The sequence below is a fragment of the Ensifer adhaerens genome (genome assembly GCF_002940685.1).
Taxonomy (GTDB): Bacteria; Pseudomonadota; Alphaproteobacteria; order Rhizobiales; family Rhizobiaceae; genus Ensifer; species Ensifer adhaerens_E.
The window spans coordinates 53691-65842 of the sequence record NZ_PNFP01000001.1 but is presented as its reverse complement, the minus strand read 5'-3'; the positions used below and the strand labels follow the sequence as shown (position 1 = coordinate 65842).

Annotated in this window: 9 protein-coding genes; 5 read left to right on the top strand and 4 right to left on the bottom strand. The window is 64.1% G+C overall.

Annotated features, from left to right (window positions below):
* Window positions 1-37: 37 nt before the first annotated feature.
* On the bottom strand, window positions 38-526 hold the full coding sequence (locus C1A35_RS00320) for a hypothetical protein (RefSeq protein WP_104662405.1): 489 nt from the start codon (window positions 524-526) through the stop codon (window positions 38-40).
* Between the two features lie 671 nt (window positions 527-1197).
* Between C1A35_RS00320 and C1A35_RS00310 the strand changes: the two genes are divergently transcribed.
* From C1A35_RS00310 to dnaJ, 3 genes are all read left to right on the top strand, one after another.
* Entirely contained in the window at window positions 1198-3468 is a 2271-nt protein-coding gene (locus C1A35_RS00310) for a transglycosylase domain-containing protein (protein WP_104662403.1), read from the top strand.
* Between the two features lie 261 nt (window positions 3469-3729).
* Window positions 3730-5652, top strand: coding sequence for a molecular chaperone DnaK (gene dnaK / locus C1A35_RS00305; protein ID WP_104662402.1), 1923 nt, complete (start codon window positions 3730-3732; stop codon window positions 5650-5652).
* Between the two features lie 251 nt (window positions 5653-5903).
* Window positions 5904-7034, top strand: coding sequence for a molecular chaperone DnaJ (gene dnaJ / locus C1A35_RS00300; RefSeq protein ID WP_104662401.1), 1131 nt, complete (start codon window positions 5904-5906; stop codon window positions 7032-7034).
* Window positions 7035-7094: 60 nt separating this feature from the next.
* On the opposite strand, the gene C1A35_RS00295 is transcribed toward dnaJ, so the two are convergent.
* From C1A35_RS00295 to C1A35_RS00285, 3 genes are all read right to left on the bottom strand, one after another.
* Window positions 7095-7970, bottom strand: a complete 876-nt coding sequence (locus C1A35_RS00295) for a DUF2182 domain-containing protein (RefSeq protein WP_104662400.1) — start codon at window positions 7968-7970, stop codon at window positions 7095-7097.
* A gap of 4 nt (window positions 7971-7974) precedes the next feature.
* Window positions 7975-8610, bottom strand: a complete 636-nt coding sequence (locus tag C1A35_RS00290) for a DUF1326 domain-containing protein (protein ID WP_104662399.1) — start codon at window positions 8608-8610, stop codon at window positions 7975-7977.
* A gap of 207 nt (window positions 8611-8817) precedes the next feature.
* A complete protein-coding gene (locus tag C1A35_RS00285; RefSeq protein ID WP_104662398.1) occupies window positions 8818-9567 on the bottom strand; it encodes an SDR family oxidoreductase in 750 nt (249 codons plus the stop codon).
* A gap of 134 nt (window positions 9568-9701) precedes the next feature.
* On the opposite strand from C1A35_RS00285, the gene C1A35_RS00280 reads away from it, so the two are divergent.
* Both C1A35_RS00280 and C1A35_RS00275 read left to right on the top strand, forming a co-directional pair.
* Window positions 9702-10601, top strand: a complete 900-nt coding sequence (locus C1A35_RS00280; protein WP_104662397.1) for a LysR family transcriptional regulator — start codon at window positions 9702-9704, stop codon at window positions 10599-10601.
* Window positions 10602-10741: 140 nt separating this feature from the next.
* Window positions 10742-12130: a serine hydrolase gene (locus C1A35_RS00275; protein ID WP_199772824.1), complete on the top strand. Its 1389-nt coding sequence runs from the start codon at window positions 10742-10744 to the stop codon at window positions 12128-12130.
* The last annotated feature ends 22 nt before the right edge of the window (window positions 12131-12152 follow it).

The window sequence follows — 12152 nt, the reverse complement described above, 5'->3', positions numbered from 1 at the left end:
CACGTGAAGGCAGAACGATGTTCTGGTGCGCGCGCCTTCAGGGTGCGTTGCAGACGGCAGGCAGCGCCTGATCGAGCGGTCCCTTCACCTCGCGCAGGCGCGCCGCCTCGATCTGGTAGGGCGTAAATGGCGGCACCTGCAGCGACGGATTGATGATGCGGGTGACGTAGCAGCCGGCAAAGAACCGCACGCGCCCCCGCTTCTCGACCGATTTCACCGCGACCGGAACCGCGGAATAGATGCTGCCGGCGCCGGCTTCCGTCTTCACCTTGCCGACCTTGACCTCGACCGAGACGGTGCGCTCATAGCCGCTTGTGAAGGACTTGAAGCCGCCGACAGGTTTCTTATCGCCGAAATAGCCGTAGGCGCGGGCATATTCCTTGCGGTTGACGGCGTTGTAGAGCGAACGGACGAGCGCTGCCCCATCGGACCGGTCATCGACATAGGCAACGCTCTCTTGCGCCAGAACCTCGCCATTCAGGGCCGCAAAGGCGCCGAGGGCAAAGACGGTCGATCGAAGCTTCATGGCAGTTCTCCTGTGTCGTGCCGGCAACCGAACACAACAATGAGGCGAAGCCATAGCAGGATTCGCGAGCGGATCGATAACGGCATGAGCCATCGGCCGCCCGGCGTGACGCCGGCAATCCTTTGGATATCAGGGAAATCGGGAGACTGTGGGGGCTTGGCACCGACGCACCAGAAGGGCACGGGCACACGCGCGAAATGAAAAGAGCCCCGTGTGGGAGGAGGTACACGGGGCTCTCGAACTTGATCGGCAGCTGGGAGGAGGAGTGCCGCCGATCCGCATCGGGCGCCACGGGAGGAGGTGTAGCGCTTCGATAAGTCGTATAATAATTATGCGTCGCAACAATTTCAAGACATCAATTTTGCACTGCACAAAATCGTGAAGGCACACCAACCCAAAACCATCCGATGTCGAGCCCCGAGGCGAAGCACCCGAAGGACCGGCGAGCGGAGGTGGGGACGAAGGGCGACCAGCGAGCCTGCCGTCAAGGTTTTGAACCGTCAGGCTTTTTCACAACGACTTTCTTAACCCCCCCTTAAATTGCCGCATTTAAAGTTCACCCGGTCGCCGTGGCGGATGGGCGTGGGACGCCGTTACCGCCGTCGAAATCGATTGGCCGCAACGATAGCGCCAAGTTCCACCGCAGAGCGGTGAGGGATAGATCAAACGGCATGGCAGCAAGCGGCAGGTCAGGACAGCGGATCGAGCCATCGTTCGGCGGAAACGAGGACGATGACGACGACGATTTTCGCGTCGAGGCCAGCGACCGCGTGACCACCAGCCGCAAGGCACCCCGCAGCAAATCTTCCGGCAGCAGCAAGAGAAGCAACGGCAAGAAGAAGGCAGCCGCCAAGCGCGGCGGCGGCCGTCGCGGCTCCGGTGGCGGCGGCCTTGTCGGACTCGTCCGCACGCTGTTTTACTGGTGCATCGTGCTTGGCATCTGGGGCGCCATGGGCGTCGGCGGCCTGGTGCTCTACTACGGCGCGCGCATGCCGAGCGCCGAAAGCTGGTCGATCCCCGAGCGCCCGCCGAACGTCAAGATCCTTGCCGTCAGCGGCGACATCATCGCCAATCGCGGCACCACCGGCGGCGAGGCGCTGTCGCTCGAAAACATGTCGCCCTACATTCCGCAGGCGGTCATCGCCATCGAGGACCGGCGCTTCTATTCGCATTTCGGCGTCGATCCGCTGGGCCTCGCCCGCGCGATGCTCACGAACGTGACCACCGGGCGCATGGTCCAGGGCGGCTCGACGCTGACGCAGCAGTTGGCCAAGAACCTGTTCCTGTCGCCGGAGCGGACGCTTGAGCGCAAGGTTCAGGAAGTGCTGCTCGCCTTCTGGCTCGAGCAGAAATATTCCAAGGACCAGATCCTGGCGATGTATCTCAACCGGGTGTTCTTCGGCTCCAACGCCTACGGCGTCGAAGCGGCTTCCCGGCGCTACTTCAACAAGTCGGCGCGCGACGTGAACCTCGGCGAGGCGGCCCTGCTCGCCGGCCTCTTGAAAGCCCCGTCCCGCCTGTCGCCGGCGCGCGATCCGAAGGCGGCGGAAGAGCGCGCCCAGATCGTGCTTGGCGCCATGCGCGAGGAAGGCTACGTCACCGACAGCGAAATCAAGACGGCGATGTCGCAGACCCCGACCAAGGCCAAGAGCTACTGGTCGGGCGCCGAACACTATGTCGCCGACATGGTGATGGACCAGCTTCCGGGAATGATCGGCGAGATCAAGGAAGACCTGGTCATCGACACGACGATCGACCTCAACCTCGAGAAGAAGGCCGAGGAAGTGATCGCCGCCACGCTCGACGCCGACGGCAAGAAGCTCGACGCCTCGCAGGCGGCGCTCGTCTCGATCGACGGCACTGGCGCCATCCGGGCGCTCGTCGGCGGCAAGGACTATGCCGAGAGCCAGTTCGACCGCGCCTCCAAGGCCAAGCGCCAGCCGGGTTCGGCCTTCAAGCCCTTCGTCTATGCCGCCGCGATGGAGATCGGCCGCACGCCGATGTCGATCCGCAATGATGGACCGGTCCGGATCGGCAACTGGACGCCTGAAAATTACGACCAGAAATATCGCGGCGAAGTGACGATCGCCGACGCGCTCGCCAATTCGCTGAACACCATCGCCGCGCAACTCGTCATGGAAGTCGGCCCGTCGAACGTCGTCAAGGTTGCGCACCGCCTCGGCATCGATTCCGAGATGCAGGCGAACGCCTCGATCGCGCTCGGCACCTCGGAGGTGAGCCTCGTCGAACTGACGTCGGCCTATGCACCGTTCATGAACGGTGGCTTCAAGGCGACGCCGCACGTCATCCGCCGCATTTCCAAGGCGGATGGAACGGTGCTTTACGAGAACACCTACGACAACCCGCCGCGCGTGCTGGACCCGGCGATCGTCAGTGAAATGAACCAGATGCTGGTGCGGGTGCTGACCAAGGGCACCGGCAAGAAGGCGCAGATGAAGGGCTGGGAAGCGGCGGGCAAGACCGGCACGACGCAATCCTTCCGCGACGCGCTGTTCGTCGGCTACACCTCGAATCTCACGACCGGCGTCTGGTTCGGCAACGACGACGGCAAGTCGATGAAGAAGGTCACCGGCGGCGGCCTGCCGGCCAAGGCCTGGCACGATTTCATGATGGCGGCCCACGAGGGCCTCTCGCCCTCGCCGCTGTTCGGGACGACCGGTGTGCAGCCCGTCTTCGACGAAGGCGTCGGCGCGCCGGCCGGCGACCTGATGTCGGGCGACCCGGAGGCCTTCCCGGAAGCACCTGTCGGCGTCGACGGCGGGGTTGCCGTCGGGCAGCGTCCGGTGGACCAGGGCGGCGATCCATGGGGCGGCCAGAACGTCGACCAGGGCAATGGCGGCATGGTGCCGCCGGCCGATGTCGGCCAGACGACCGGAGCCACGCGCCGCACCACGCTTTTCGATATTCTGACGGGCGGCTGAGCCGGCGCGCAACCGCGATTTGGCAGGGGATCCGGCCCGATTGCAGGCTCCGGCGTGTGAGCCATTTCGCGCCTGACAAATACCGGGCTTGCTTTTGCCCCCAAACGCCCCGCAGAATGCCTTGCAGTCCGAAACGCCGGTCCTTATATACGCCGCATCGGCGCAGTCTCAGCTGCGAAGAAATCCAAAGACCATCCCGTTAGGGGCTGTCCCACGAATGCCTGACCGGGTTCCGACAGTCCGCTGCAAGGAGAGAACGACATGGCTAAAGTTATTGGTATTGACCTGGGAACGACCAACTCCTGCGTCGCCGTCATGGACGGCAAAGACGCGAAGGTGATCGAAAATGCCGAGGGTGCGCGCACGACCCCCTCGATGGTGGCATTCAGCGACGACGGCGAACGTCTCGTCGGCCAGCCGGCCAAGCGCCAGGCCGTCACCAATCCGGAAAACACGCTTTTTGCGATCAAGCGCCTGATCGGCCGGACCTTCCAGGACCCGACCACGCAAAAAGACAAGGACATGGTTCCTTACAAGATCATCAAGGCCGACAATGGCGACGCCTGGGTCGAAGCGCACGGCAAGGATTATTCCCCGTCGCAGATCTCCGCCATGATCCTTCAGAAGATGAAGGAAACGGCCGAATCCTACCTCGGTGAAAAGGTCGAAAAGGCCGTCATCACCGTTCCGGCCTACTTCAACGACGCCCAGCGCCAGGCAACCAAGGATGCCGGCAAGATCGCGGGCCTCGAAGTTCTGCGCATCATCAACGAGCCGACCGCGGCAGCGCTCGCCTACGGCCTCGACAAGAAGGACGGCAAGACGATCGCCGTTTACGACTTGGGCGGCGGTACCTTCGATATCTCGGTTCTGGAAATCGGCGACGGCGTCTTCGAAGTGAAGTCGACCAACGGCGACACCTTCCTCGGCGGTGAAGACTTCGACATGCGTCTCGTCGAGTACTTGGCCGGCGAGTTCAAGAAGGAACAGGGCATCGACCTGAAGAACGACAAGCTCGCCCTTCAGCGCCTCAAGGAAGCTGCCGAAAAGGCCAAGATCGAGCTCTCCTCGTCGCAGCAGACCGAAATCAACCTGCCGTTCATCACGGCTGACGCTTCCGGTCCGAAGCACCTGACGATGAAGCTGTCGCGCGCCAAGTTCGAAAGCCTGGTCGACGACCTGATCCAGCGCACCGTCGCACCGTGCAAGGCAGCCCTCAAGGATGCCGGCGTCTCGGCGGCCGAGATCGACGAAGTCGTTCTCGTCGGCGGCATGAGCCGCATGCCGAAGGTTCAGGAAACCGTCAAGCAGCTGTTCGGCAAGGAGCCGCACAAGGGCGTGAACCCGGATGAAGTGGTCGCCATGGGCGCTGCCATCCAGGCCGGCGTTCTGCAGGGCGACGTCAAGGACGTTCTCCTGCTCGACGTCACCCCGCTCTCGCTCGGCATCGAAACGCTCGGTGGCGTCTTCACCCGCCTGATCGAACGCAACACGACGATCCCGACCAAGAAGTCGCAGACCTTCTCGACCGCCGACGACAACCAGTCGGCCGTGACGATCCGCGTTTCCCAGGGCGAGCGTGAAATGGCCGCCGACAACAAGCTGCTCGGCCAGTTCGACCTCGTCGGCATTCCGCCGGCACCGCGCGGCATGCCGCAGATCGAAGTCACCTTCGACATCGACGCCAACGGCATCGTGCAGGTTTCGGCCAAGGACAAGGGTACCGGCAAGGAACACCAGATCCGCATCCAGGCATCTGGCGGTCTGTCCGACGCCGACATCGAGAAGATGGTCAAGGACGCCGAAGCCAACGCTGAAGCTGACAAGAAGCGTCGCGAAGGCGTCGAAGCCAAGAACCAGGCAGAAAGCCTGATCCACTCCAGCGAGAAGTCGCTGAAGGATTACGGCGACAAGGTTTCGGAAACCGACCGCAAGGCGATCTCCGACGCGATTGCCGCGCTGAAGACCGCCGTCGAAGCCTCCGAGCCGGATGCCGAAGACATCAAGGCTAAGACCAACACGCTCATGGAAGTTTCCATGAAGCTCGGCCAGGCGATCTATGAAGCCCAGCAGACGGAAGCCGCCCATGCGGATGCCGCCGCTGACGCTGCCCGCGACGGCGATGTCGTCGACGCCGACTACGAAGAAGTCAACGACGAGGACGACCGCAAGCGTTCGGCCTAAGTCGCCCTTAAGACAGACGAGGAAGCCCGGGTTCGCCCGGGCTTTTTTGTTGCCGGCCTTGCCCGACGCGACCGGCAATATTGGCAATCGACGTCAAGACTTGCCGCAAACGTACCTTTTCCGAGAAAAAACCGTATCTACCGTCGTTCGGGCTATGGTATCGCGCTTCAAGGTTTACTAAATCGGTGGCAAGGTAAACGGGCAGCCGCCGAGCCATCGCGCTGGCATGCCAACAGGATAATCTTCTACGAATGAAACGTGATCTCTACGAAACGCTTGGTGTTGCCAAGAACGCCGACGAAAAGGAGCTGAAGAGCGCCTTCCGCAAGCTCGCGATGAAGTATCATCCGGACAAGAACCCCGGCGACGCGGCAGCGGAGAAGACCTTCAAGGAAATCAACGAAGCCTATGAGATGCTGAAGGACCCGCAGAAGCGCGCGGCCTACGACCGCTACGGTCACGCGGCCTTCGAGCAGGGCGGCATGGGCAACGGCTTCGGTGGCGGTGGCGCCGGCGGCTTCTCCGACATCTTCGAGGACATCTTCGGCGAGATGATGGGCGGCGGGCGCCAGCGGCGCTCGACAGGCGGCCGCGAGCGCGGCGCCGATCTTCGCTACAACATGGAGATCTCGCTCGAGGAAGCGTTTTCCGGCAAGACCGCGCAGATCCGCGTTCCGACCTCAATCACCTGCGACGTCTGCACGGGCTCCGGCGCCAAACCCGGCACCAGCCCCAAGACCTGCGGCACCTGTCACGGTTCCGGCCGCGTGCGCGCCGCTCAAGGGTTCTTCTCGATCGAACGCACCTGCCCCACCTGCGGCGGACGCGGCCAGACGATCACCGACCCCTGCGGCAAGTGCCACGGCCAGGGCCGGGTCACCGAAGAGCGCACGCTTTCGGTCAACATTCCGGCCGGCATCGAGGACGGCACCCGCATCCGCCTTTCGGGCGAAGGCGAAGCCGGCCTTCGCGGCGGGCCGGCGGGAGACCTCTACATTTTCCTCTCGGTCCGGCCGCACGAGTTCTACCAGCGTGACGGCGCCGATCTCTATTGCAGCGTGCCGATCTCGATGACGACGGCCGCGCTTGGCGGCAAGTTCGACGTGACGACGCTCGACGGCACCAAGTCGCGCGTCACGGTTCCCGAGGGCACCCAGGCCGGCAAGCAGTTCCGCTTGAAGGGCAAGGGCATGCCGGTGCTGCGCTCGGCGCAATCCGGCGATCTCTACATCCAGATCCAGATCGAAACGCCGCAGAAGCTGACCAAGCGTCAGCGCGAACTGCTGCAGGAATTCGAGCAGATCTCGTCGAAGGACAACAATCCGGAATCGACCGGCTTCTTTGCCCGGATGAAGGATTTCTTCGATACGCTGAGCGACTAAGGCTTCCAGCCTGACGAGTTCTGAAGCGCCGCGCGCCTAGGGTTGCGCGGCGCTTTTGTATCAGACCAGGGCCGCAAGCTGCCAAGCCCCGGCCATGACGAGCGCAGTTCCGGCGATGCGGGACAGGACCCTGCCGCCGGGTACGATTTTCTCCGCGAGCACGAAGATGGCGATGGCGGCGATCCACAGCACGTTCATCACCCCGCCGACGAAGAGAAGCGCCATCAGCGCCCAGCAGCAGCCGACACAATAAAGGCCATGCCGCGCGCCGAGACCGAAGGCGCCGCCTGCTTCCTTGCGAAAGCCGCCGTGCTTCTGGATGAAGAGCAGCGGCGCCTGGCATTGGCGGAGACAGCGATCCTTGAGCGGCGTGAACTGGAACAGGCCGACGGCGACGAGCACGATACCGCTGAGAACCGCACTGACGCTTGCAAGCGCCGGCGTGAGCAACAGGGAGCGATCCAGCAGCCATTGCCCGAGAACGGCGACAAGGGCGAACAGGAACCAGGCTGACAGGTAACCGGCGGCAAAGAAGCCGGTGGCGGCAAAGGGCTTGCCCTGTTGGGCCGCCTGGCGGCCGACACGGGCGTAGAGCAGGATCATCGGCGTCGCCGACGGCACCATCATGCCGACCATCATCACCGCCCACATGACGAAGGCATAGGCAAAGGTCGCAGCGGTCCAGGGCGCGGCAACGGCGCTCGCCATCGACGCCATCGCGCCTTCTTCAGCCCCCATTGGCATGTCCATGGGCATATCCATGTCCATGCCAGGGCCCATATCCATGCTGCCGGAAGACGCCGGGGGAGCGGTCATGTCCATGGCCGACGCCAGCCACAGGACGTAGAGCCAGCTTACGGCCGTCAGCGTGACCAGCGCCGCCACGACGACGACGCGGTCACGCCTGAGCAGGGTTTCGAGCGCCGTATCCTTCATCCGGTCAGTGGACCACGCCGCTTTCGGTCAAATGCATCCGGGCGAAATGGGCATGCGAATCGGCAAGCGCCAAAGTCAGCGGCCCCTTCGTATCGGCCCATCCGCGCCCGACCTCGCAGAGATCGTATTCGAAGCCGTGGAGGAGGTTGATGCGTGCGTGATGGGCGGCGCCGGTGACGGGATTGAGGATCGGCTCGCCGCGCGCGACGATCCAGCCCGGCACATTCAGTCGCGCCGTTCGGGCGCCGATGTCGACCTCGAAGTCGATCTCGGCAAAGACCGGATCGTGCATGGTCTCAAACGTGGTCGCAAAGACCTGGAAGAAGGTCGCGCCGGGCTCCGTATCCTCGCCGCTCATGATGCGCAGCAACGCGCCGCGCTGTTCGTCAGAGGCACGGCTATCGACGATCGGCACCACCTGCCCCCGCCCCTGGTGGATCGCCCCCGGCCAGGCGGCAATCAGGCCGCCCCGCAGCCCGTCGAGGCGCGTATCGCCGTGATAGCCTTCCTCGACTTCGAAGGCGCCCACGGCGCTGCAATGGCCTTGCGTCGGCAGGGCATTGAACTGGCAGGGGCAGCCATAGGCGCAATTGCAGTGTATGAACTCGCGCCCCTTCATCATCCATCTGACACTCGTCATCGTCTCCTCCCGGGATCTGATCGGTGTTCGTCTCGCGGTTTCCGCGCAAACGGATGCCTTTCATTAGAATGGAAAAATATACTCTTCTCCGCCGTCGATGCCAACGGCAGGCGATGGGGCACGGACGGCAACGCGACAGCGCCGCGGGCCGGCCGGACCCGCAGCGCTGGATGATCGCGCTCTCGTGCCTGTTGGCCGAAACGCTGCCTACAGCGTCGCCATGCCGCCATCGACGATCAGCTCGGCGCCAACGGTGAAGGTGGCTTCGTCCGAGGCCAGGAAGACGACGGCCTTGGCGATCTCGCTCGCGTCCCCGAAGCGGCCGAGCGGGATCTGCGCGGCGATGGCATCGACCACCTGCTGGTTCTGCTCCCGCGTCGGGGCGTGGCCGTCATGGAGCGGCGTACGGATCGGGCCGGGGCTGACGGCGTTCACCCGGATGCCGCGACCAATGAGTTCGCCGGAGAGCGTGCGTGCGAGAGAGAGCAGGCCTGCCTTGGTCAGTGCATAGACACTGGAAGTCGGCATGCCGATATGCGCGTTGATCGAGGTGTTGAGCACGACCGAGGCACGCTTGGAAAACACCGGCAGCAACGCCTGGATCAGGAAATACGGCCCCTTGAGGTTGATGGCGAGCGACCGGTCGAAGCTTGCCTCGTCCCACGCTTCGATCGGCTGCAGCCTGGCGATGCCGGCATTGACGAACAGGATGTCGAGCGTGCCGAAGGCGGCGCGGATTTTTTCGGCAACGGCCGCCTGACCGGCGACATTGCCGGCATCGGCCTCGATGATCAGGGCGGCCTCGCCGAGTACGGCGCGGGCCTCGGCGATGTTCTTCGGATTGGTGCCGGTGACGGCGACCCGGGCGCCCTCGGCGATGAACTGGCGTGCGGTTTCGAGACCGATGCCGCTGGTGCCTCCGGTGATGAGTGCGGTCTTGTTCTGCAAACGTGACATGATGAAAATCCTCTTGTTGGGTTGAGGAGGAAGCCGGTTCGATTGGCCACCCTCCGTTGCCGACAGATATGGCGGAAAACGATCGTTCGGATTAGTCTTCCAATTCTGGAACTCGAATTCGGAAAAGCCGAACGATGATGAAGATCGAGGGAATAGCCGCCTTTGTTGCCGTGGCCGAAGCCGGCTCGATCAGCGAAGCGGCGCGCCGCCTGCGCCTGTCGAAATCCGTCGTCAGCGAACGGGTGGCGGAACTGGAACGCGGCCTGAACGCCACCTTGCTTCATCGAACGACGCGCAAGCTGACGCTCACGGAGGATGGCATCGCCTTTCGCGAGCGTGCCATCCGGATCGTCGGCGAGGTGCAGGCGGCCGCGAGCGACCTGGCCGAGCGTCGAGGGCTGCTGACCGGCCCGCTCCGGATCGCGGCCCCGGTCAGCTTCGGCCGCCGGCACCTCGGCCCGGCGCTCTACCCGTTCCTCGCGCAGCATCCGGAGATCGAGCTGACGCTCGATCTCGACGACCGGCGGGTGGATGCCGCCTCTGAAGGCTACGATGCGATCGTGCGCCATGGCGTCATCGCCGATTCCCGCCTGGTCGTCTGGAAACTCGCCAGAAGCCGACGTCTGCTCGTCGCTTCGCCCGACTATCTCGACCGGCACGGCACGCCGGCGTCGCTCGCCGAACTCGAGGGCCATCGCGGCATCTTCTACACCAACCGGGGTGCTGCCGACTGGCGCTTCGAAGGCCCCTCCGGTGCGACGGTCGTGCGGGCACACCTGGCGCTCGGCATGAACAATGGCGACATGCTGCACGATGCCGCCGTCTCCGGGATCGGCATCGCGCTCCTGCCCGCCTTCATCGCCGGTCCTTCGGTACGCGAGGGGCAGCTCATGGAGATCGATGTCGGGCTGCGTCCGGAGCCGGAGTTCATCTACATGGCGCATCCGGAGGGCCGACGCGCCTCCGCCAAGCTCAGAGCCATTGCCCAGCACCTGAAGGAAACCTTCGGCGATCCGCCCTATTGGGATGCTTAAAGGCTCCTGCAATCTCGGCACAATCGTTGCGGGCGACGGTATCGCGCCGATCGCCGTTCAAGTCTTGACGAAGGCTTGATCGAAACCGGCTGGCATCATCGGCGCATCCCTGACAACCGAAAATTGGATTCCTACCTCTCATGCGGAACCGCTTTCTGAACTGGATCGTCCTCATGGCGCTTGGCACCAACGCTCACGCGAGCCCGCTTACCCCTCCGACCGACGCAGAAATTCTGGAGATCCTGACGGACCGGATCGACAAGCAGCAGCAGTCGGTCGGCATCGTCGTCGGCATCATCGACGCCAATGGCCGGCGCATCATCGCACATGGCCACCCGGCCAAAGGCGATCCGAGCCCCGTCGATGGACAGACCGTGTTCGAGATCGGCTCGATCACCAAGGTCTTTACCGCGCTGCTGCTTGCCGATGCGATGGAGAAAGGCACGCTCAGCCTCGGCACGCCCGTCGCCACCCTTCTTCCGTCCAGCGTCATCATGCCCGAGGACAAGCAGACCCCGATCACGCTCGGCGACCTCGCCACCCACATGTCCGGCCTGCCGCGCTTGCCGACCAATCTCGTGCCGACCGATATGAGCAATCCCTATGCCGGCTACGACGCGGCAAAGCTCTATACCTTTCTTTCCAGCCACAAGCCGCTGCGGCGCCCTGGTGTCGAGCATGAATACTCCAATCTCGGCGCCGGGCTTCTCGGCCACGCGATCGCCCTGCAGGCGGGCTCCTCCTATGAACAGCTCGTCGTCAGCCGCATCGCGGCGCCGCTCGGCATGAAGGACACGGCGATCTCGTCGCGGCCCGACTGGGCCAAACGGCGGGCAACGGGCCACGATGCGGCAATGGAGCCGGTGAGCGATTGGGATCTCGACGCGCTACAGGGCGCTGGCGCCCTGCGCTCGACCGTGGACGATCTTCTGCTTTTCCTTGAAGCGGCCATGGGAAAGACGGCGTCGCCGCTCGCTCCCGCCTTCGCCACGCTGCTGGCCACCCGCCAGCCGCTCGGCAACGGCGACGGCGACCAGCAGGCGCTCGGCTGGGTGATCTCGGGCAAGGGCGACCAGCAGTTCATCTGGCACAATGGCGGGACCGGCGGCTACCGATCCTTCGTCGGCTACCGTCCGTCGACCGGTGTCGGGGTCGTCGCCCTTTCCAATGCGTCGACCGACGTCGGCGTCGACGACATCGGCCGCCATCTGCTCAATCGCGACGCGCCGCTTGCGCCGCCGATCGTCAAGCATACGGCGATAACGATCGATCCGGCGCGCTACGACGCCTATGTCGGCATCTACAGGTTGGCGCCGGATTTCGAACTCACGATCTTTCGGGACGGCGACAGCCTGTTTGCCCAGGCGACGGGGCAGGAGCGGCTCGAGATCGTGCCTGAAGCGGAGCATCGCTTCTTTACGAAGCTCATCGATGCGCAGATCAGCTTCACGCTCAATGGCGACCGCGCCGACAGCCTGACCTTGCATCAGGGCGGGCGCGACATGCCCGCGCCGCGGGTCGAAAAGTAGGGTTGTCCCCGCCTGCCTGGCA